Source organism: Delftia sp. S65 (genome assembly GCF_016516495.1).
GTDB lineage: Bacteria > Pseudomonadota > Gammaproteobacteria > Burkholderiales > Burkholderiaceae_C > Comamonas > Comamonas acidovorans.
The window spans coordinates 21,103-42,167 of the sequence record NZ_JACVUR010000045.1; the positions used below are offsets into that span (position 1 = coordinate 21,103).

At 67.1% G+C, this 21,065-nt stretch carries 20 protein-coding genes and 2 riboswitches; of the genes, 10 read left to right on the forward strand and 10 right to left on the reverse strand.

The genetic code is table 11. The annotated features are described in order from the left end of the window. Positions 1-69: 69 nt before the first annotated feature. Together gcvH and gcvT are read right to left on the reverse strand one after the other, a co-directional pair. Entirely contained in the window at positions 70-444 is a 375-nt protein-coding gene (gene gcvH, locus IAE24_RS25280; RefSeq protein ID WP_012206130.1) for a glycine cleavage system protein GcvH, read from the reverse strand. A 135-nt stretch (positions 445-579) separates the two neighbouring features. Next, positions 580-1,713: a glycine cleavage system aminomethyltransferase GcvT gene (gcvT, locus tag IAE24_RS25285; protein ID WP_442778742.1), complete on the reverse strand. Its 1,134-nt coding sequence runs from the start codon at positions 1,711-1,713 to the stop codon at positions 580-582. Positions 1,714-1,772: 59 nt separating this feature from the next. Continuing rightward, a riboswitch (glycine riboswitch) is annotated at positions 1,773-1,891 on the reverse strand. Positions 1,892-1,906: 15 nt separating this feature from the next. Next, a riboswitch (glycine riboswitch) is annotated at positions 1,907-2,018 on the reverse strand. Positions 2,019-2,187: 169 nt separating this feature from the next. Between gcvT and IAE24_RS25290 the strand changes: the two genes are divergently transcribed. Next, on the forward strand, positions 2,188-3,792 hold the full coding sequence (locus IAE24_RS25290) for a fatty acid--CoA ligase (RefSeq protein WP_199960977.1): 1,605 nt from the start codon (positions 2,188-2,190) through the stop codon (positions 3,790-3,792). A gap of 15 nt (positions 3,793-3,807) precedes the next feature. Here the strand turns inward: IAE24_RS25290 and IAE24_RS25295 are convergent, their stop codons facing one another. Continuing rightward, positions 3,808-4,725 (reverse strand): LysR family transcriptional regulator, encoded by a 918-nt coding sequence (locus IAE24_RS25295; protein WP_199960978.1) that lies wholly within the window; start codon positions 4,723-4,725, stop codon positions 3,808-3,810. 98 nt (positions 4,726-4,823) lie between these two features. Here IAE24_RS25295 and IAE24_RS25300 point away from each other — a divergent pair, with 98 nt between their 5' ends. Continuing rightward, entirely contained in the window at positions 4,824-5,315 is a 492-nt protein-coding gene (locus IAE24_RS25300) for a DMT family transporter (RefSeq protein ID WP_099750705.1), read from the forward strand. A 51-nt stretch (positions 5,316-5,366) separates the two neighbouring features. On the opposite strand, the gene IAE24_RS25305 is transcribed toward IAE24_RS25300, so the two are convergent. Then, entirely contained in the window at positions 5,367-7,088 is a 1,722-nt protein-coding gene (locus IAE24_RS25305; protein ID WP_442778743.1) for a sensor histidine kinase, read from the reverse strand. A gap of 367 nt (positions 7,089-7,455) precedes the next feature. Here IAE24_RS25305 and IAE24_RS25310 point away from each other — a divergent pair, with 367 nt between their 5' ends. From IAE24_RS25310 to IAE24_RS25320, 3 genes are all read left to right on the forward strand, one after another. Next, positions 7,456-7,911 (forward strand): Lrp/AsnC family transcriptional regulator, encoded by a 456-nt coding sequence (locus tag IAE24_RS25310; protein ID WP_012206124.1) that lies wholly within the window; start codon positions 7,456-7,458, stop codon positions 7,909-7,911. A gap of 5 nt (positions 7,912-7,916) precedes the next feature. Next, positions 7,917-8,684, forward strand: a complete 768-nt coding sequence (locus tag IAE24_RS25315; protein ID WP_199960979.1) for a helix-turn-helix domain-containing protein — start codon at positions 7,917-7,919, stop codon at positions 8,682-8,684. 85 nt (positions 8,685-8,769) lie between these two features. Then, on the forward strand, positions 8,770-9,132 hold the full coding sequence (locus IAE24_RS25320) for a VOC family protein (RefSeq protein WP_199960980.1): 363 nt from the start codon (positions 8,770-8,772) through the stop codon (positions 9,130-9,132). A gap of 52 nt (positions 9,133-9,184) precedes the next feature. Here the strand turns inward: IAE24_RS25320 and IAE24_RS25325 are convergent, their stop codons facing one another. Both IAE24_RS25325 and IAE24_RS25330 read right to left on the reverse strand, forming a co-directional pair. Beyond that, a complete protein-coding gene (locus IAE24_RS25325) occupies positions 9,185-10,666 on the reverse strand; it encodes an amino acid permease (protein WP_013801947.1) in 1,482 nt (493 codons plus the stop codon). Between the two features lie 255 nt (positions 10,667-10,921). Then, positions 10,922-11,812 carry a LysR family transcriptional regulator gene (locus IAE24_RS25330; RefSeq protein ID WP_199960981.1) on the reverse strand — a complete coding sequence of 297 codons (891 nt, stop codon included), beginning with the start codon at positions 11,810-11,812 and terminating at the stop codon, positions 10,922-10,924. 93 nt (positions 11,813-11,905) lie between these two features. Here IAE24_RS25330 and IAE24_RS25335 point away from each other — a divergent pair, with 93 nt between their 5' ends. The 3 genes from IAE24_RS25335 to IAE24_RS25345 all read left to right on the forward strand — a co-directional run bounded on the left by IAE24_RS25335 (position 11,906) and on the right by IAE24_RS25345 (position 14,703). Beyond that, positions 11,906-13,366: an MFS transporter gene (locus IAE24_RS25335; RefSeq protein WP_199960982.1), complete on the forward strand. Its 1,461-nt coding sequence runs from the start codon at positions 11,906-11,908 to the stop codon at positions 13,364-13,366. Between the two features lie 61 nt (positions 13,367-13,427). Continuing rightward, positions 13,428-14,240 (forward strand): AraC family transcriptional regulator, encoded by an 813-nt coding sequence (locus IAE24_RS25340; protein WP_199960983.1) that lies wholly within the window; start codon positions 13,428-13,430, stop codon positions 14,238-14,240. 76 nt (positions 14,241-14,316) lie between these two features. Further along, on the forward strand, positions 14,317-14,703 hold the full coding sequence (locus tag IAE24_RS25345) for a cupin domain-containing protein (protein ID WP_096916615.1): 387 nt from the start codon (positions 14,317-14,319) through the stop codon (positions 14,701-14,703). Positions 14,704-14,770: 67 nt separating this feature from the next. On the opposite strand, the gene IAE24_RS25350 is transcribed toward IAE24_RS25345, so the two are convergent. The 4 genes from IAE24_RS25350 to IAE24_RS25365 all read right to left on the reverse strand — a co-directional run bounded on the left by IAE24_RS25350 (position 14,771) and on the right by IAE24_RS25365 (position 19,669). Beyond that, on the reverse strand, positions 14,771-15,565 hold the full coding sequence (locus tag IAE24_RS25350) for an ABC transporter ATP-binding protein (protein ID WP_012206116.1): 795 nt from the start codon (positions 15,563-15,565) through the stop codon (positions 14,771-14,773). 16 nt (positions 15,566-15,581) lie between these two features. Beyond that, positions 15,582-16,469, reverse strand: coding sequence for an ABC transporter permease (locus IAE24_RS25355; protein WP_034394853.1), 888 nt, complete (start codon positions 16,467-16,469; stop codon positions 15,582-15,584). A 123-nt stretch (positions 16,470-16,592) separates the two neighbouring features. Then, positions 16,593-17,564 carry an ABC transporter substrate-binding protein gene (locus tag IAE24_RS25360; RefSeq protein WP_012206114.1) on the reverse strand — a complete coding sequence of 324 codons (972 nt, stop codon included), beginning with the start codon at positions 17,562-17,564 and terminating at the stop codon, positions 16,593-16,595. 404 nt (positions 17,565-17,968) lie between these two features. Further along, positions 17,969-19,669 (reverse strand): electron transfer flavoprotein-ubiquinone oxidoreductase, encoded by a 1,701-nt coding sequence (locus IAE24_RS25365; protein ID WP_199960984.1) that lies wholly within the window; start codon positions 19,667-19,669, stop codon positions 17,969-17,971. 218 nt (positions 19,670-19,887) lie between these two features. Here IAE24_RS25365 and IAE24_RS25370 point away from each other — a divergent pair, with 218 nt between their 5' ends. Both IAE24_RS25370 and IAE24_RS25375 read left to right on the forward strand, forming a co-directional pair. Then, the gene (locus IAE24_RS25370; protein WP_199960985.1) at positions 19,888-20,307 is read left to right on the forward strand and encodes an acyl-CoA thioesterase; all 420 of its coding nucleotides are present in this window, start codon (positions 19,888-19,890) and stop codon (positions 20,305-20,307) included. 148 nt (positions 20,308-20,455) lie between these two features. Then, positions 20,456-21,037 carry a GDSL-type esterase/lipase family protein gene (locus tag IAE24_RS25375; protein ID WP_013801954.1) on the forward strand — a complete coding sequence of 194 codons (582 nt, stop codon included), beginning with the start codon at positions 20,456-20,458 and terminating at the stop codon, positions 21,035-21,037. Positions 21,038-21,065: the final 28 nt, after the last annotated feature.

Below are 21,065 nucleotides of genomic sequence, written 5' to 3' on the forward strand. Positions count from 1 at the left end.
AGGGACCTGTCTCAAAAGCTGAAAAGCGCCAGGGCGGGCCCTGGCGCCCGTCCTGGCCGGAAAGTGGCGTCAGTTGCTCTGTGCGAAGGCCGTGTAGGCGGCTTCGTCGAGCAGCGCGGCCAGCTGGCCTGCGTCGCTGAGCTTGACCTTGAAGAACCAGCCTTCGCCCAGCGGGTCGCTGTTGGCCAGGGAGGGGTCGTCGCGCAGGGCTTCGTTGACTTCGACGATCTCGCCGCTGACGGGCATGTAGACATCGGCGGCGGCCTTGACGGACTCGACCACGCCGGCCACATCGCCCTGGTTGAAGCTGGTGCCCACGGCGGGCAGATCGACGAACACCACGTCGCCCAGCGCATCCTGCGCGTGGAGGGTGATGCCGACGATGGCCGCGTCAGGGTTGGCGGCGTTGATCCATTCGTGGTCCTTGGAATACTGGATGCTCATGGCTTGCTCCGATAGAAACTGAAAAGAAACCTGTGAAAGGCGGTTTGAGAAAGGTCAGTGCGCACTGTAGCGGCATGCGATGGCAGGAAAAACGAATCCGCCGAACTCGATCCACGCCAAGCGCGCAGGCTGTCCTCAACCGCGGTGATAGCGGGGCGCCACGAAGGGCGTGGCCTGCACCTGCATGGGCACGGCCTTGCCGCGCACCATGGCCTGCAGCGTGGTGCCGACGGCGGCGCTGCCCGGCTCCACGTACGCCAGGGCCACGGGCTGGTTCAGCGTGGGCGACAGCAGGCCGCTGGTGACCTGGCCGACCTTGCGGCCGCTGGCATCCAGCAGTTCCGTGCCTTCGCGCACGGGTACGCGCTCCAGGGCCACCAGGCCCACGCGCTTGCGCGTGAGCAGCTCGGGCAACTGCAGCTGGGCCAGCACGGTGGCCGCGCCGGGAAAGCCGCCTTCGCGCTCGCCACCAATGCGGCGGACCTTCTGCACGGCCCAGTTCAGGGCGGCCTCGGCCGGGGTGGTGGTCGTGTCCAGATCGTTGCCGTACAGGCACAGGCCGGCTTCCAGGCGCAGCGAATTGCGCGCGCCCAGGCCCACGGGCCTGACTTCGGGCTGGGCCAGCAGGGCACGGGCAAAGGCCTCGGCGTGGCTGGCGGGCAAGGAGATCTCGAAGCCGTCCTCGCCGGTATAGCCGCTGCGCGTGATGTACAGCTCGGCGCCTTCCCAGTCGAAGTGGCCGCCCGTCATGAACACCAGCCCGGCCGTGTCGGGCAGCAGGCGCTCCATGGCGGCTGCTGCCTGCGGGCCCTGCAGCGCCAGCAGGCCCCGGTCGAACTGGGGCTCGATTTCACAGCGCTGGCCGATGCGGGCCTCTATGTGCGCCAGGTCTTCGTGCTTGCAGGCGCCGTTGACGATCAGGAACAGGTCGTCCTCGCGGCGCACGAACATCAGGTCGTCCAGAATGCCGCCCGCGTCGTTGAGCAGCAGGCCGTAGCGCTGGCGGTGTTCGCCCAGGCCCAGCACGTCCATGGGCAGCAGCGATTCCAGCGCCGCGCCGGCATCCGGGCCGCGCAGGCTGATCTGGCCCATGTGCGAGACATCGAACAGGCCTGCCGCCTCGCGGGTGTGCAGGTGCTCGGCCATCAGCCCCTGCGGGTATTGCACGGGCATGGAGTAGCCGGCAAACGGCACCATGCGCGCGCCCAGTTCCTGGTGCAGGTCGAACAGCGGGGTCTTGAGCAGATCGGTGGTGGAGGCAGCGGTCAAGGAGGGACTCTCTTTTCGGCAAGGGGCAAGGCACAACGCCATCCCGGAATCCCGGGATGTCCTGCCCTGCTGTCCGCTTTACCTGAGAGATTCACCCGCACCTTCCATGCGTGGGGCTTGCTCCTTCGGTGGATGGGGCACGCCGCCGTGCCCTGCATCTCTCTCCAGCTAGGAACGCCTGCGGCCGTGGCGGCAGGCGGTGCCAGTCCTTTTGCCTGAGCGTTCGGGACGAACCCTGCGCCTTCGGCGGTGCCGCTGCCTGTGACCATTGCGGCCGGGCGGGCACTCTCTCCTGACCGGCGCATTCTAGCTGCGGCCAGCGCCCGTGCGGCTTCGGGATTTCCGCGGGCCGGCCGCAGCTCCATGCGCTTGCCTGCATGGATGCATTTGCAAATTGCATAACTGTCTAAAAAATCTCCTACATTGAGATGCATCGATATATGAAATCTCGTGAGCGAGAAGGAAGAAGCGCACATGCAGCAGACGCTGGGAGACACATTGGCCTGGCCGGCACGTTACCTGCCGAACAAGGAAGCCCTGGTCGCTTGGGAGGGCGGCGAGCGCCGCGCCTGGACCTACGCCCAGCTCGATGCCGAAGTCAACCGCCACGCCCACGGCCTGGCCGAGCTGGGCATAGGCCATGGCGACGTGGTCGCGGCCTTTCTCTACAACACGCCGGCCTTTGTCTTCACCATGCTGGCGGCCGCGCGCCTGGGCGCCATCTTCAACCCCATCAACTACCGGCTGGCGGCGCAGGAACTGGCCTTCATCCTCAAGGACGGCGCAGCGCGCGCCCTGGTGTTCGAGCAAGAGGGCGGAGAGGTGGCCGCACGCGCCCAGGCCCTGCTCAAGGCCGAAGGCGGCGGCACTGGCACGGGCATCGAGCACTGGATCTTTGCCGACGATGCCCCGGCCGACCCGCTGCCGGTCTGGGCCACGCAGCGCCTGTCCGCACTGGCCAGGGGCCGCAGCAGCGCGCCGCCCCAGGCCCATGTGCGCGAGAGCGACCCCTGCATCCTCATGTACACCAGCGGCACCACGGGCCGGCCCAAGGGCGTGCTGCATACGCACCGCAGCAAGCTGGCGCACAACGCCCTCATGCACCAGACCATGCAGTTCACGCGCGACGACGTGGGCCTGGCCATGGCGCCGCTCAACCACACGGCCGAGCTGCACACCAGCTTTTTGCCGCGCCTGCAGGCCGGGGCCACCCAGGTGTTGCTGCGCCGCTTTGACGTGACCGAGGCCTGGCGCCTGATCCGCGAAGAGCGCGTGAGCTTCTTCTTCGCGGCGCCCACCATGGTCACCATGCTGCTGGCCGACCCCATCGCCTCGCCTGAGCAGGCGCCCGCGCTGCGGCTGGTGGAGTACGGCGGCGCCTCCATGGCGCCGCACCTGATCCGCGAATGGACACGCAAGGTCGGCAGCGACCTGGTCCAGGTCTACGGCACCACCGAGATGGGCCCCTGCATGTCCATCCTCCTGCCGCGCGAACAACTCTCGCACGCGGGCTCGGCCGGGCTGCCCTCCATGGGCCATGACCTCATCGTGGCGCGCCTGCGCGAAGACAACGCCCCCACCGATCCGGCTGAGGCCTGCCTGCCCGGCGAGGTGGGCGAGATCCTGGTGCGCGGCCCCTGCATGATGGCCGGCTACCTCAACCGCCCCGACGCCAACACCCGCGCGCTGGCGCACGGCTGGTACCACACGGGCGACCTGGGCCACATCGACGACGACGGCTATCTGTGGATCCGTGACCGCATCGACTACATGATCAATTCGGGTGCCGAGAACGTCTATCCCCGCGAAGTGGAAGACGCCCTGGTCGAGCACGCCGATGTGCTCGAAGTTGCCGTCATCGGCGAGGCTGATGAGCGCTGGGGCCAGATCGTCGCCGCCCACGTGGTTGCCAAGCCTGGCGCCACGCCCACGGCCGAGGCGCTGGACGCCTTCCTGGTCCACGGCGACCGCCTGGCCGCCTACAAGCGCCCGCGCCGCTACCACTTCCGCGAGGCCCTGCCCAAGACGGCCAGCGGGAAGATACAGAAGCAGTTGCTGCGGGTGGTGGTGGCAGCCTGAGGCTGCGGCCTGCGTTTACTTCTGCGCAGTACAGCACTGCGCCATCGAGTTGCGCAGCCACCGATGCATGGCATCCCCCTGCTTGCGCACATGCCAGGCCTGCTGGTAGGCGAACTCGGGCAGCTCCAGCGGCGGAGCGAAACGGCGCAGCGTTTTGTGGCGGCGCAGGTCGCCAATGGCGCGGCTGCCCACGGTCAGCACGAGGTCGGTGCCTGCCAGCACCTCCAGCGCCGCGCTCCAGTGGGGCAGGGCCAGCACCACGCGGCGGCTCAGGCCTTGGGCGGCCAGCGCCTTCTCGATTTCCTCGCTGGCGTCGGGCCGCATGGCCAGCATGACGTGCGGGCGCTGCAGCCAGTCCTGCAGTGACAGCCCGCCGCGTGCCGGCAGCACGGCCTGGTCGGCCACGCTCACGAATTGTTCCTGGAACAGATCCTGCACCTCGATGCCTTCGGGCAGGTCGGGTGCGTCGGGGAAGGGCCCCAGGGCCAGGTCCAGTTCGCCATCGGCCAGCTGGGCCAGCATCACCTCGCGCGTGGACTGGCTGATGGCCAGGTCCAGCCCGGGTGCGTGCTGGCGCAGATGCCGCATCAGCGGCGGCAGCACGATGCGCGATGCGTAGTCCGACAGCGCCAGCCGCAGCCGTCCGCGTGCGTGGGCCGGGTCGAACTCCGCCTGTGCCAGCAAGCCGTTGAGGCTGCCCAGCGCATCCGCCAGCGGTTGCACCAGGCCTTGCGCGCGTGCCGTCAGCGCCATGCGGCCACCGCGCCGCACCAGCAACGGGTCGCCCAGATGCTCGCGCAGCTGCGCCAGCGAATGGCTCATGGCCGGCTGGCTCTTGTGCAGACGCAGGGCCGCACGCGTCACATGTTTTTCGGCCAGCAGGGCGTGCAGGGCCAGCAGCAGGTTGAGGTCGATCCGGCGCAGTTCATCCATGCCATGAATATAGACCGTGCACACAAACGATTTCCATCAACACGCTGGATGCGAGAGCATGCAGGCATCGATTGACAGAAGAAGAAAGGTCTTGCTGCATGACAGGTAAAAGCACATTCACCGCCCTTGCTCCCGTGGCCCTGGCGCTGCTGGCGGGGGCCATGCTGCCATTCCAGGCTGCCAGCAATGCCCTGGTGGGCCGCCTGCTGGGCCACCCGCTGTGGGGCGCGCTGGTCTCGCTGGCCGTGAGCGTCATGGTCGTGGTGCCTGCACTGTGGGTGCTGCGCGCGCCCGCTCCGGCCATGGCCCAGGCGGCAGCGGGGCCATGGTGGCTATGGATAGGCGGTGTGCTGGGTGCCATCTATGTGGCCAGTGCGGCCGCCGTGACACCCAAGCTGGGCGCGGGCGGCTTCCTGGTTTGCGTGGTGGCGGGGCAGATCGTGGTCTCGGTGCTGGTGGACCATTTCGGCCTGATGGGCCTGGGTGCTCGGCCGGTCAATGCGACGCGCCTGGCCGGCGTGGCCTTGATCCTGGGTGGCGTGCTGCTGGTGGTGCAGGGCGGGACGGCCCGTGCAGCGGCGGCTCCATGAGCGCCGCGAGCACGCCCTGCTTCAGCGGCGAAGGCCCCGGCCTTGCCCGCGTCAGGCAGGCATGCCCGGCGGCACGGCGGCCGGCCTTGCCGCTGGCGGACGTTCCTGGCGGGCATCTGCCGTGCCGGGCAGGAACCGGCCCAGCCGGATGACAAAGCAGGCCCCGCCTCCGGCAGCCGGCTGGAAGAACGCGTCGCCTGCGTGCAGCCTGGCGATGCGCCTCACCACGGACAGGCCCAGGCCATGCCCGTTGAGGTGCCGGGTGGCGCTTGCGCGTTCATAGGGCTCGAAAACCTGTCCTGCCGCTTCGGGCGCAAGGCCCGGTCCCTGGTCGCTGACGGAAATCAGCAGGTCACCGGACGCATCGCAGCGGGCGGCCAGTGTGATGTCGCCCGCCTTGGCATATTTGATGGCGTTGCCGACAAGGTTGGAGATGGCGATGCGCACCAGGACAGGGTCGCATTGCCATTGCTGCGGGCCGTGTTCCAGATCCAGTTTCAGGCGATGCCGCCGGGACCAGCCGACGAGCTCTGCAGACTCCTCCAGGAGTTCATCCAATGGCGTCTGCTCCAGTTGCAGCCGGAACGCGCCCGCGTCCAGCCGGTCGCTGATCAGGCAGGTGTCCACCAGGGTCATCAGCCGGCGCGAGGCCCTGCGTATCTGGGACGCCTGCTCGAAGAGGGAGTCCGCGTCCGTCGTCGGGAACGTCTGCAGCTCGGTCGCGGCGCCGTCCACGATGGTGAGCGGGGTGCGGAACTCGTGGTTGATCATGTTGAAGAACTGGCGCTGTTCCAGCCGCATCTCGCGCTCGCTGTGCAAGGCCGTCTGCAAGGCCTGCTGGGCCGTTTGCAGCTGTGCGGTGCGCTGCAGGACCTTGGATTCCAGCTCGCGCTCGGCAGCCTGGGCGCGTGACAGGGCCTGCATCCGCTCACTGCGCAGGGCGCGCTCCGCCACCCGCGTGCGGTTGGTCACCGCCATTCCCAGCAGGATGGCCTCGGAAACACGCCCGGCAAACCAGAGCATCTGGGCCGATGGCAGCGCAACATCCGGCAGCAGGCCCTGGGTTCTCAGCAGGTTCAGGATGCCCAGGGCGGAAGGCACCGCAAACGCCAGCGCGCCCGGCAGGTATTGCCACTGCCTTCGAACCACCAGCAGGTACAGCACGAAGACCGCGCCGAACGATGTGGACACCAGGGCCGTGAACACCACGGCACGCGAGATCTGCGCATAGCCACCCAACAGTGCCAGGCCCAGTGCGATGGCATTCAGCCAGGCCACCACGCTGAAGAGGTGCGCAGCCCAGATCCAATGGCGGCGGAACTCGAACAATTGGCTGAAAAACACCGTCGCCACCACACAGAAGCTGCAGTAGGCGATGGACAGCGCATGCTGGGGCTGGTCGGCGCCGGGCAGCCACAGGCCTTCGGGCCGGTACCGGAAGGCGGCGTAGGCAAAGCCGGCTGCCAGGAGCGCGGCGCAAAGAATGTAGAGCCTTTCCCTGAGCCAGCACCACAGGATCAGGCTCATCAGCGTGATGGCCAGGGCCGAGCCCATGTACGCGTAAAGCAGCATGGCGGCCGGCGCCATGCTCCTGCCGGGAAAGACCGCAATGCCCTGGGCGGCCTGGGGGCTGGGCAGCAAGCGGGTGAGCAGTGCCAGAAGCGCTGCGGCTGCCAGGGCTTGCACCAGGACCTGCATCAGCCATTGCGCTGCAGCACCCGTTGGCCAGTGCCTCCGGCCGCCCTCGGTGGGATTGTCTTGGGTGTGGATCAAGGGTCCGATTGGTTGATGTGGCGTGCGCCCGTATATGTCCGCCGTGCGGGCTTGCGGGGGGCCATTGTGCACCGGCGGCCATTGCGGGAAAGCGCTGTCTGTCGTCTGCCAGGTGCCCCAATGCAACAGGCCGCCCCGCTGCGGATAAGCGGGGCGGCCTGTAACGGGCTCCTGGTCTGGATCACGCATCCGGGCGCTGGCGGTAGTCGGCGGGGCTGGGTGAATGGTTTTGCTGCGCCGGTAAGCGTGCTTCCATGCAGACAAGTGTGCGCGTTTGGTCTCAGAAAATGCTGCTTTATTTCTTCAAAACAGGCGTTGCTACAGAAAATTATTCTGCGCCTGCCTGTTTTGCAGTAGATTGCCGGCCATGGACATCCTCGACAGAAAGATTCTTTCCGCCCTGCAGGCCAACGCGCGCGCCAGCCTGCAGGAAATCGGCGCCGCCGTGGGCCTGAGCGCCTCGCCCTGCTGGGCACGCATCAAGAAGCTGGAAGAGGCGGGGGTGATCGAGGGATACACGGTGCGGCTCAATCCGCTGGCCCTGGGCCTGGGCGATACGGTGCTGGTGCAGGTCACGCTGGACAGCCATTCGGACAACACGCTGGAGAAATTCGGCGAGATGCTGGCGACCATTCCCGAGGTGGTGGAGGCGCATCTGGTCTCGGGCGAGTACGACTACCTGCTGCGCGTCGTCGTCAAGGACACGCGTGACTACGAGCGCCTGCTGCGCGAGAAGCTCTACAAGATCAAGGGCATACGCCACAGCCAGTCCAGCTTTGTGCTGCGCACGCTGAAGAAGGCCGACCTGCCGTTGGGGGTCTGAAGTCCATGCCCTCTGGCCAGGCGCCGCCGCCCGCTCCCTACCGCGAACACTCCCCGCCGCCCGCCTTGCGGCCGCACTTCCAGTGCCTGTGGAGCAGCACCGTGGCCCCGGACTATGCCGGCGGCTTTCTCGTGGTGCCCGATGGCTGCGTGGACATCGTCTGCAAGGGCGGGCGGCTGCTGGCCGTGGGGCCTGACAGGGTGGCTGCGCGGCCCGCGCTGGTGCCGGGGTCCGAGGTATGGGGGGCGCGCTTCGGCCCCGGTGCGGCCAGCGCCTGGCTGGGCCTGCCCATGGACGAGATCGTGGGGCAGGCGGTGGAGCTGGGCGATCTGCTGGGGCCGCGCGCGCGGGAGTGGGTGCATCGCATCAACGATGCGCAGCCGGGCGCAGGGCAGGCCGTGTTCATCCATGGACTGGTGCAAATGGGCCGCGACGCCCCGGCGCCGGACCGGCAGGCCATGGAGCTGTTCAATGTGGCGGCTGCAGCCGGGCGGGATGAATCCGGTGTGCTGGCCGCCATGCGCGCGCAGCTGGACATGCCGGAGCGCAGCCTGCGCCGCTTGTGCCACGCACAGTTTGGCTACGGCCCCAAGACGCTGGAGCGCGTGCTGCGCTTTCAGCGCCTGCTGGCCCTGGCACGGTCTGACCGGCAGGCAGGTCTTGCGGCGCTGGCGGCGGACGTCGGCTATGCGGACCAGGCGCATCTGTCGCGCGAGGTGAGGGCGCTGTGCGGCATCACGGCGCAGGCTGCCATGGCGCAGCTGCTGGATTGAGCAGTCCGGCTGGCCATTTTGTTCAAGATGCCGTGCCCCTGCGTGGCCGATGATGGCGGCCTACCGACATTCAATGGAGCATCACATGGGCATCAGGGGCAAGAACCACCAGATCGACAACATCGAGTTCAACGTGGCCGACATCGCACGCAGCAAGGCGTTCTACGGCGAGGCCTTCGGCTGGACCTTCACCGACTACGGGCCGGCCTACACCGAGTTCAGCGATGGCCGGCTGACGGGCGGCTTCACCACCGGCGAGGAGGTGCGGCCCGGCGGCCCGTTGGTCATCCTCTACGCCGACGATCTGGCCGAGGCACAGCGCCGCGTGGAAGCAGCCGGGGCCGGGGCCGTGATCAGCCGCGCGGTGTTCGCGTTCCCGGGTGGCCGCAGGTTCCACTTCACCGATCCGGACGGCTACGAGCTGGCCGTGTGGTCGGCAGAGGCCTGAAAGCCAACAGCCCGCATCTGCGGGCTGTTTTTCATGGGGACTGGGCCGGGCGTCAGTCGACGTTGGAACCCAGCTGCATGTCCTTGTACTTCACGATGTGCGTGCCCTTGACCAGGCGGTAGCCGCCCCAGATCAGCAGGAACAGCGGCAGGCCGATGTAGGTGGCGACCACGCCGGTCCAGTCGATGCGGTCGGCCATGAAGGCCTCGTAGTTCTGGCCCAGCGTGATCACCATGCACAGCACGAAGGCGAAGATGGGGCCGAACGGGAACCAGGATGCGCGGTAGGGCAGCTGGTTCAGGTCCAGGCCCTGGGCCTCGAAGCCCTTGCGAAAGCGGTAGTGGCTGATGGCAATGCCCAGCCAGGCGATGAAGCCCGTCATGCCCGACAGATTCAGCAGCCAGATGTAGACCAGTTGCGGGCTGAAGATGTTGGTCAGGAAGCACAGGGCCGCCACCACGGTGGTGGCCAGCAGGGCCAGCGTGGGCACGCCGCGCTTGTTGACATACGAGAACATGCGCGGCGCCATGCGCTGGCAGGCCAGCGTGTAGAGCATGCGCGTGGAAGCGTACATGCCCGAATTGCCGGCCGACAGCACCGAGGTCAGCACCACGGCGTTCATCACGGCGGCGGCCGACAGCAGGCCAGCGCGCTCGAAGACCAGGGTGAAGGGGCTCACGCTGATGTCGCCCAGATCATTCTTGAGCAGGTGCGGATCGGTGTAGGGGATCAGCAGGCTGATGACCAGAATGGCGAAGACGTAGAACAGCAAAATGCGCCAGAACACCTGGCGCACGGCGCGGGGCACGTTCTTGGCGGGGTTCTCGGATTCGCCAGCGGCAATGCCGATCAGTTCGGTGCCCTGGAAGGAAAAGCCCACGATCATGGCCACGCCGATCAGCGCCGAGAAACCGCCCGCAAAGGGCGCGTCGCCCTGGCTCCACAGGGCAAAGTTGCCCCAGACGCCTTCAGGCGCGCCGCCCCGCACGATGCCCAGGATCATGAGCACGCCCACGCCGATGAAGAGGATGACGGTGGTCACCTTGATGGCGGCGAACCAGTACTCGGCCTCGCCGAAGCCTTTGACCGAGATGGCGTTGAGGCCGAACATGATGGCCAGGAACAGGGCGCTCCACAGCATGCCGTTGCCGTCGGGGAACCAGTAGGCCATGACCAGCTGGGCGGCCACCAGGTCCACGGCAATGGTGACGGCCCAGTTGTACCAGTAGTTCCAGCCCAGCGCGAAGCCGAAGCCTTCGTCCACATAGCGCGCGCCGTAGGTGGCGAACGAGCCCGAGACGGGCAGGTTCGCGGCCATTTCGCCGAGGCTGGTCATGAGGAAGTAGACCATCAGGCCCACGATCATGTAGGCCAGCAGGGCGCCGCCGGGGCCGGCCTGCGAGATGGTGGCGCCCGAGGCAACGAAGAGGCCGGTGCCGATGGAGCCGCCGATGGCGATCATGGACAGATGCCGCGCCTTGAGTTCGCGCCTGAGCGCGGTGGGAGCGGCATTCTTGGAGTTGTCTGCTGCCATGGATGTGTCGATTGGTGGATCAGATCCCGCGCGGCCGCTGGCCGGCGCGGGGGCAGGAATGCAAAACAGGAAAAACAAAAGAGCCGCTGTGTCGCGGCCCCATCAAGGTGCATGCACCACGAAAAGGCGTGATTGTCCGAGAACGCTGCCATCGTGGAAAGGCAGGAGTTTAATCCCCCTTCACCCACATAAGCGGAACTGAATCCGAACCCACTGTGGGCATGGCGCCACGCCGTCTGCGGCCCGCCTGCCTGCCTACCACTGTGTCTGCGCCAGCAGCAGCTGGGCCAGTGCCTTGATGCGCGGCGAGGCCTGGCGTGTGCGCGGGTAGACCAGGGACAGTTCGCGGGCGCGGCCCTCGTGCTGGGGCAGCAGCCGCACCAGCCTGCCCGCCTGCAGGTGCTCGCGCACCGCGAACTCCATGACCTGGGCCACGCCCAGGCCGCCCAGCGAGCCTTCCACCAGCGGGTCGCCGCTGTCGAAGGTCACGGTCTGCGGCGCAGGCCAGTCCAGCATCTCGCCATTGCCCGCCAGGAACTGCCAGGGCACGCGCCGGCCCAGGTAGTGGTTGTAGACGGCCATGCAGTTGTGCTGCGCCAGCTCCTGCAGCGTCTGCGGCGTGCCGCGCGCCGCCAGGTAGGCGGGCGAGGCCACGGTCACCCAGCGCAGCGGCGGCAGGGCGCGGGCAATCATGCGGCTGTCGGCCAGCGGGCCGATGCGCACGGCGGCGTCAAAGCCTTCTTCCACCATGTCCACCATGCGGTCGGTGAAGCTGGTGTCGATCTGCAGCTGCGGATGCTCGCGCAGCAACTGCCCCAGCAGCGGCACCAGCACGATGCGGCCCAGCATGGACGGCGCCGTCATGCGCAGCACGCCGCTGGGGGCGCAGCGCCGGTCGCTGACCAGCTGGCGCGCCTCTTCCAGTCCGGCGATCAGCGGGGCGCAGCGGTCCACCAGCGCACAGCCATCAGGCGTGAGCGAGACGCTGCGCGTATTGCGGTGCAGCAGCCGCGTGCCCAGGTCCTTTTCCAGCTGGGCCACGGCGCGCGAGATGCGTGGCTGGCTGGTGCCCAGCAGCGTGGCGGCCTGGGTGAAGCTGCGGCTTTCGGCCACCTTGATGAGCAGGTGCACGGCATTGAGATCCATGGCATGTCTCCAGATTCGATTAATGCAGTTTTGCATAAGAAAAATGAAAATCTGCTGTTTATCTTCACAAGTGCATTAATTAGGATCGGCGCCATGCCAATGACCGATTACCCCGGCGCCCTGCGCCATCCGCGCGCCGCGCTGGCGCTGCTGTCCCTGTCCCAGCTGCTGATTGCGCTGGATGCCACCATCGTCTTCGTCGCGCTCGACGCCATGGGCCAGCAGTTGCAGATGGACGCGCACCATCTGCAATGGGTGGTCAGTGCCTACAGCGTGGCCTTTGGCGGCTGCCTGCTGCTGGGCGGGCGCTGCGCGGACCTGCTGGGCAAGCGGCGCATGTATGTGGCGGGCATGGCGCTGTTCGGCCTGGCCTCCCTGGTCGGCGGCTTTGCCTCGCAGCCCTGGCAGCTGGTGCTGGGCCGCGCAGGGCAGGGCGTGGCCGGGGCGCTGCTGTTTCCGGCCACGCTGTCGCTGATCAACACCTTGTATGCGGCAGGGCCCGAGCGCAACCGCGCCCTGGCCGTGTGGAGCATGGCGTCGGCCGGCGGGCTGGCGGCCGGCGCGCTGCTGGGCGGCGTGCTCACGCAGACACTGGGCTGGAACTGGGTGCTGTGGGTGCTGGTGCCCGTGGCCTGGCCGTGTGCCATGGCAGCGCTGCGCTTTCTGCCGCCCTCGGCCCATACCGGGCGTGCCGCACCGGGCCAGGGCTTTGATCTGGCCGGCTGCCTGAGCGTGACCGTGGGCAGCAGCCTGCTGGTGACGGCCCTGGTGCAAGGCCCTGAATGGGGCTTTGCCAGCGCCGCCACGTTGGGGACGCTGGCCGTGCCGATCGCGGCGCTGGCGCTGTTCTGGCGCATCGAGGCGCGCATCGCCTCGCCGCTGATGCCGCTGTCCCTGCTGCGCGTTCCCAGCCTGCGCGCGGCCATGCTGCTGACCATGATCTTCATGAGCAGCTTTGGCGTGCAGTACTACTTTCTGGCGCTGTATTTCCAGCAGATCTTCGGCTGGAGTCCGCTGCAGGCCGGCATGGCCTTTTTGCTGCCCACGGCGGTCTGCACGCTGGGCATCCGCTGGGCCGAACACTGGCTGCACCGCTCCACACCGCGCGCCGTGCTGATGGGGGGCTGGGCCGCAGGCACCATCGGCCTGGCCTACATGGCCTGGGCGCTGCCGCTGGGCGGCAGCTATGTCTGGCTGGTGCCCGGCTTCGTGGTGCTCAGCCTGGGCCAGGGCGCGTGCTGGACCGCCATGTGGGTGGTGGCCGGCCAGGGCGTGGCGGCTGCGCAGCAGGGCGTGGCCTCGGGCATTGCGGCCACGGCCCAGCAAGTGGGCGCGGCGCTGGGGTTGGCCCTGCTGGTCATGGTGGCCACGGCGCCGCTGGCCGGCATGACTGCGCCCGATGCTCTGCGCGAGGCCACGGCCCGGGGGCTGCAGCAGGCCGAATGGGGTGCTGCACTGATCGCGCTGCTGGGGTGGGTGGTGTCGGCGGGCATGCGCCGCGCACCGGCAATCCAGGCCGTGCCGGGCGCGGAGCAGCCAGCCTGCTCGCCTTGAGGTCACTGGCCCGCAGTTACCATCTGCGGCGTGCTTTGCACACCCCTCACCACCAACCCACATGGCAGAAACGAGCATCTCCAGCGACTGGGTCCGGCATTCGCAACTGGGCGCAGGCCTGGAGCGCATCGAGGCCTACTTCGGCGGGCACGGCTATGCGCCCCACAGGCACGACACCTACGCGCTGGGCCTGACGCTGTCCGGCGTGCAAAGCTTTGCCTACCGCCGCAGCCAGCGGCACAGCCTGCCGGGCGGTGCCATGGTGCTGCACCCTGACGAATTGCATGACGGCCACGCGGGCACCGACGCAGGTTTTCGCTACCGCATGGTCTATGTGGAGCCGGCCCTGATCCAGCAGGTGCTGGGCGGCAGGCCCTTGCCCTTTGTCGAGGGCGGGCTGTCTGCCGATCCGCGGCTCAAGGCCGCGCTGCTGCCGCTGCTGCAGGGCCTGGATGAAGACCTGGAGCCGCTGGCGCGCGACGACGCCATCTACGACCTGGCATGGGCGCTGGACGCCGTGGCGGGCCGGCGCAAGGTCCGGCGCCTGCCCGACCTGGGGGCCGTGGAGCGCGCCCGCGCCTGCATCCACGACGCGCTGGTGCAGGGCGTGACCCTGGAGGACCTGGCGCGGGCCAGCGGCCTGGACCGCTGGCGGCTGTGCCGTGACTTCCGCGCGCTCTACGGCACCAGCCCCTACCGCTACCTGACCATGCGCCGGCTGGACACCGTGCGGCGCCTGCTGCTGGCGGGGCAGGGCGTGGCCGATGCCGCACTACAGGCCGGCTTCTTCGACCAGAGCCACATGGCGCGCCAGTTCGCCATGGCCTATGGCGTGCCGCCCGCACGCTGGCTCAGGCGCCTGGGCGCGGCCTGAGCTGCACGATCGTGCAAGACCGAAGGGAAGGCGCTTCCTAGCATGGAGGCTTCACACGCTTTCATAAGGTCTGCCCATGACGTTCCCCGTTGAAAACCGCCCCTACGAGGCCATCAACTTCCCCGAGAAATTCAGCCGGTTCACCGGCCAGTGGAGCCCCCGCGTCGTCGCCGAGATGAACGACTACCAGTTCAAGATCGTGCGCGTGCAGGGCGAGTTCATCTGGCATTCGCATGCCGAAACGGATGAAGCCTTCCTGGTGCTGGACGGCGAGCTGCGCATCGACTTCCGTGATGGCCATGTGCTGCTGCGCCAGGGCGAGCTCTACGTGGTCCCCAAAGGCACGGAGCACAGGCCCAGCGCCGAGCGGGAAGCCCGCCTCATGCTGATCGAGCCGCGCGGCGTGCTGAACACCGGGGAGGAAGGCGGCGAGAGGACGGCGATGAACGATGTGTGGGTTTAGCCAGCCCGTAGCCATCCCATGAACAAGGGGCGCCGCAGCGCCCCTTGTTCCCGGAAGTGCGGAGCGCTCAGCCCAGCAGCAGCGCGTCGTCGGCCAGCTTTTCGCCGCGCACCTTCTCGAACATGTGCAGCAGGTCGGGCACGTCCATGCGGGCGCGTTCCTCGCCGCTGACGTCGAGCACGACCTGGCCTTGGTGCAGCATCACCGTGCGCTCGCCCACGTCCAGCGCCTGGCGCATGCTGTGGGTGACCATCATGGTGGTGAGCTTGGCCTCGGAGACGATGCGCGCCGTCAGCTGCAGCACGAAGTCGGCCGTGCGCGGGTCGAGCGCGGCGGTGTGCTCGTCCAGCAGCAGGATGCGCGAAGGCTGCAGCGCTGCCATCAGCAGGCTCACGGCCTGGCGCTGGCCGCCAGAGAGCAGGCCGATGCGGTCGGTCAGGCGGTTTTCCAGGCCCAGGCCCAGGATGGACAGGCGCTCGCGGAAGTTGTCGCGCATCTCGGCCTTGACGGCGCGGCTCAGGCGGCGGAAGGTGCCGCGGCGCTGGGCCAGGGCCATGTTTTCCTCGATGGTCAGGTCCTCGCAGGTGCCCGCCATGGGGTCCTGGAAGACGCGGGCCACGCGTTCGGAACGTGCCCACACGGGCAGGCGCGTCATGTCCTGGCCGGCGATCTCGATGCGGCCCTTGTCCACGGACAGGTCGCCCGAGACGGCGTTCAGGAAGGTGGACTTGCCGGCGCCGTTGGAGCCGATGACGGTGACGAACTGGCCGTCGGGAATGTCCAGCGACATGCCGCGCAGCGCCCGCGTTTCGATGGGCGTGCCGGGGTTGAAGGTGATTTCGAGTTGTTGTGCGCTCAGCATGAGGGTTCTCCGGCGATCAGGACTTGCGCTGTGCAAATTTGCGCTTCAGTTGGGGGATCACCAGGGCGACGGTCACCAGCAGGGCGGTGACGAGGTTCAGATCCTGGGCCTTGAGGCCGATGAAATCGCTGTTGAGGGCCGCTGCAATGAAGAAGCGGTAGACGATGGCACCCACCACCACGGCCAGCGTGGCCCAGACGATGCGGCGCGAGGGCAGGATGGACTCGCCCACGATCACGGCAGCCAGGCCGATGACGATGGTGCCGATACCCATGGAAATGTCCGAGCCGCCCTGGGTCTGCACGAACAGCGCGCCGGCCAGGCCGACCAGGCCGTTGGAGATCGCCATGCCCAGCAGGATCATGGCGCCGGTGTTCACACCCTGCGAACGGGCCATGCGGGCGTTGGAGCCCGTGGCGCGGATGGCCAGGCCCCGCTCGGTGGCGAAGAACCAGTCCAGGCCCAGCTTGGCCAGCACGACGATCACGAACAGGATGACCGGGCGCATCACATAGTCAGCCACGCTGTCGGGCTGCAGCAGGGTGAACAGCGTGGTCTCGTTGATCAGCGGCACGTTGGGGCCGCCCATGATACGCAGGTTGACCGAATACAGGCCGATCATCATCAGGATGGAGGCCAGCAGATCCATGATCTTCAGGCGCACATTGAGCCAGCCCGTGATCAGGCCCGCGACGGCGCCCGCGGCCGTGCCGGCCAGCGTGGCCAGCCAGGGATTGGTGCCCGTGGAAATCAGGATGGCGCAGACGGCGCCGCCCAGCGGGAAGCTGCCGTCCACCGTGAGGTCGGGAAAGCGCAGCAATCTGAACGAGATGAAGACGCCCAGCGCCACCAGGCTGAAGATCAGGCCGATCTCGACGGCACCGAGCAATGAGAAAAGAGACATAGGAGGAGCGACAGGCGCGTGGGACAGAAAACGACTTAAAAAAAGGGCAGGGCCATGTTGCCATGGCGCCTGCCACCGTGGGCGCACTGCCCGGGTTGGTCCCGGGCAGGCAAACCCCGGGTATTACTTGATCACCTGGGCGGCCGACTTGACCAGCGCGTCGGACAGCTTGACGCCTTGCTTCTCGGCGGCGCCGGGATTCACGAACAGCTCCATCTTGGTGCTGACTTCGGTCTTCATGTCGCCGGGCTTTTCGCCCTTGAGGATGCGCACGACCATGCGGCCGGTCTGCTCGCCCAGATCGCGGTAGTTGATGCCCAGGGCAGCCACGGCGCCGCGCTTGACGGAGTCGGTGTCCGAGGCCACCAGCGGGATCTTGGCGTCCTGGCCGACCTTGACCAGCGACTCGTAGGCCGAGACCACGTTGTTGTCGGTGTTGGTATAGATCACATCGACCTTGCCGACCAGGCTGCGCGCGGCGCTGCTGACGTCCACGGAACGGGGTGCGGCGGCTTCCACCAGGGTCATGCCCAGCTTGGGCAGCAGGGCCTTGAGTTCCTTGACCACCACGGCGGAGTTGGCCTCGCCGGGGTTGTAGACCATGCCCACGCGCTTGGCGTTGGGCACGACCTGCTTGACCAGATCCATCTGCTTGTCCAGGGCCAGCAGGTCGGACACGCCGGTCACGTTGTTCTTGGACGGCTCCCAGCTGGGCACCAGCTTGGCGGCCACGGGGTCGGTCACGGCGGAGAACACCACGGGCACGGTCTTGGTCGATGCGACCACGGCCTGGGCCGAGGGCGTGGCGATGGCCACGATGGCGTCAGGCTTGTCGCCCACGAACTTGCGTGCGATCTGCGCGGCCGTGCCGGTGTTGCCCTGGGCACTCTGGTACTGCCACTTGAGGTTCTTGCCGGCTTCGTAGCCTGCTTCCTTGAGCGCGGCCTGCACGCCGTCGCGCACGGCGTCGAGTGCAGGGTGCTCGACGATGGCGGTCACTGCGACCGACTTCTCGTCAGCGGCGTGGGCGCCGCCCGCGATGGCGGAAATTGCCAGGGCCAGCGCGCCCAGGGGCGCCCAAGACAAGTGCTTCATACGTGTATCTCCAACGTGCTTGTGTTTGTTCCTGTTTGCTCAGCAGAAGGCCGCACAGGACGGTCGCGGCGCTTCGCGGCAAAGTCTACTGCAGCCGCCCTGTACGCCTTGGCGTTTGGACGACCCGGTTTTCACCTATAGGTTTGTATCTAAAAATTGGCATGAAATCTGCGGGGAATGCCCTAGGTGCAACTTTTTCATGCGTGTTGGACAGGTTTGGCGGTGCAGGTTTGCGTCTTCAGGGGCTTGTTTTTGGCTTTGCCGTGCATTTTTATTGCGTGCAAGCGCCTTTCGGATGGCCTTCTATGCTTTCTGGGCCTGCATGGCTTTGACGGCGCTCAAAGAAAAAGCCTGCACAAGCAGGCTTGGGCAGGCTTCAGAGGAGGGCCGGTGTGGCGTGCGGATCACATGCCCGCGTAGTTCGGCCCGCCGCCGCCTTCGGGCGTGACCCAGACGATGTTCTGCGTGGGGTCCTTGATGTCGCAGGTCTTGCAGTGCACGCAGTTCTGGGCGTTGATCTGCAGGCGCTTGCCGCCCTGGGCCGTGTCGTCCACGAACTCATAGACGCCGGCCGGGCAGTAGCGCTGCTCGGGGCCTGCGTACTTGGCCAGGTTGATGGCCACGGGCACCGAGGCGTCCTTGAGCGTCAGGTGGGCGGGCTGGTCTTCGGCGTGGTTGGTATTGCTGATGAAGACGCTGGACAGGCGGTCGAAGGTCAGCTTGCCATCGGGCTTGGGGTAGTCGATGGGCTTGCACTCGGCCGCAGGCTTCAGGTAGGCGTGGTCGGGCTTGTCGCGGTGCAGCGTCCAGGGAATGTTGCCCTTGAGCACGAACTGCTCGATGCCGTTCATCAGCGTGGCCGTGGTCAGGCCCTTCTTGAACCAGGCCTTGAAGTTGCGCGACTTGTTCAGCTCTTCGTACAGCCAGCTGTTCTCGAAGGCCTCTACATAGGCGCCCAGCTCGTCGCCCTGGCGGCCTGCGACGATGGCGTCATAGGCGGCCTCGGCGGCCAGCATGCCGGTCTTGATGGCGGCATGGCTGCCCTTGATGCGGCTGACGTTCAGGAAACCTGCGTCGCAGCCCACGAGCGCGCCGCCCGGGAACACGAACTTGGGCAGGGACAGCAGGCCGCCGGCCGTGATGGCGCGCGCGCCGTAGCCCAGGCGCTTGGCCGGCTTGATGCCCTTGGACTCGTCGCCTTCCAGGTAGTAGCGGATGTTGGGATGGGTCTTCCAGCGCTGGAATTCCTCGAAGGGGCTCAGGTAGGGGTTGGCATAGTCCAGGCCCGTGATGAAGCCCAGCGTGACCTTGTTGTCGTCCAGGTGGTAGAGGAAGGCGCCGCCGTAGGTCTTGCTGTCCATGGGCCAGCCGGCCGTGTGCATCACGAAGCCGGGCTTGTGGCGTGCCGGGTCGATTTCCCACAGCTCCTTGATGCCCAGGCCGTAGCTTTGCGGGTCCTTGCCGGCGTCCAGCTGGTACTTGGCAATGATCTGCTTGCCCAGGTGGCCGCGTGAGCCTTCGGCAAAGATCGTGTACTTGGCGTGCAGCTCCATGCCCAGCTGGAAGTCGCCCGTGGGTTCGCCGTCCTTGCCGATGCCCATGTTGCCGGTGGCCACGCCCTTGACCGAGCCGTCCTCGTTGTAGAGCACTTCGGCAGCAGCAAAGCCCGGGAAGATTTCAACGCCCAGTGCCTCGGCCTGCTCGCCCAGCCACTTGACCACGTAGCCCAGGCGAACGATGTAGTTGCCATGGTTCTGGAAGCAGGCCGGCAGCAGGAAGTTCGGCGTGCGCAGGCCGGATTTCTCGCCCAGGAAGACCATGGCGTCGTCGGTGACGGGCTGGGTCAGGGGCGCGCCCTTTTCCTTCCAGTCAGGGATCAGCTCGGTCAGCGCACGCGGGTCCATGATGGCGCCCGAGAGGATGTGGGCACCGGGCTCCGAGCCCTTTTCCAGCACGACGACGGAGACATCCTGGCCTTTTTCGGCCGCCAGCTGCTTGAGGCGGATGGCCGTGGCCAGGCCGCCGGGGCCGCCGCCAACCACCACCACGTCGTATTCCATGGCTTCGCGCGGCCCGTACTGGGCCAGGATTTCTTCGTTCGTCATCGGGGTGTCTCGCTTGGATATTGAAAAAACAGGATGTTCGGCAGACCGAACGTTCGTTCGGCTGCAGCGCAAATGCCGCAATGCGGTGGATTCTATGACGTGCGTGGACCCCGTCGTTGCTGATAGGTGACAGCGCGGGAATCCGCCCTGCTGCACAGTGACCGGGGGCTGCGGGGCATGGTGCCTTGCGGTGGCGCTACAACAAGGAGACTGCAGGCATGCGCATAGAGATTCCAGAATATAAAAAATGCGTTCACGAGATGCGATTCAAAGTGCGCTGGGGCGACATGGACGCCATGGGCCATGTCAACAACGCCATGTACTTCCGCTATCTGGAGACTGCCCGCATCGACTGGATGGTTGAAGCGGGCATGGCGCCTACGCCGGGCGGGCAGGGGCCGGTCATCGTCAATGCGTTCTGCAACTTCCACCAGCAGCTGGCCTATCCCGACGAAGTGCTGCTCAAGATGTACGTCAGCGACCCCGGCCGCACCACCTTCGAGACCTGGGGAACCATGGAACGCATCTCCGAGCCCGGCGTCATCTGCGCCGCCGGCGGCGGCACCGTGATCTGGGTGGACTTTCCCAGGCAGAAGGCCATCGAGTTGCCGGACTGGGTGCGGGAGATGGTGGGATAGCGGCCCTGGCGCCCTTCAGATGATGTGCCTGGGCACTGCACGCCAGGCCATGACGCCCGGAGTGCCTGCGGGCGAGGGAGCCTCGCGGATCATCGGATGAACGACACATGCCGTGTCGTCCATGCCCGCATTCCCCAGGAGGTTCGATATGGATTGGTTGCAAAAGCTGCTGTGCCGGCTGTTTGGCTATCGCTGCCCGTTGAGCATCGAGCTCAACGGTGACAGCATTCTCAACGGCTACGGCGTGGACATCACGCCGGTGCAGCGCATCCAGGCGGCACGCCCCTGGTGGACGCTGGATGACAGGTGCATCAACGGCCTGCGGCTGCAAAAACTCATGCTGACGTTTGCCGATGTGCCGCACAACAGCCGCGTCACGGTCATCGCCCTGGGCGCCAATGACGGCTTCGGCCTGGTCCCGCCAGACGAGTACCGGGCCGACCTGCTGGAGGCCGTGCGCATCAGCCGGGAATGCGGCTCCACTCCCGTGTTCACGGGCCTGCCCGGCATGCCGCTGGGGCGCTTTCCCGTGGAATGGACGGACAACCTGGACGCCCTGAACGCGGTGATGCACGACATCGCCACGCAACAGGGCATACCGCACGCCGGCTGGGACGCCGATTTTCGCGGTGACGAGGATCTGAACCCGGATGGCGTGCACCGCACCCAGGCCGCCAGCGACAGGTTGGCGCAACTGCTGATCCAGACGATTGACGGGCTACCGCGCTGAGCCTGCAGAGCCGGGCCAGTTCCGACCG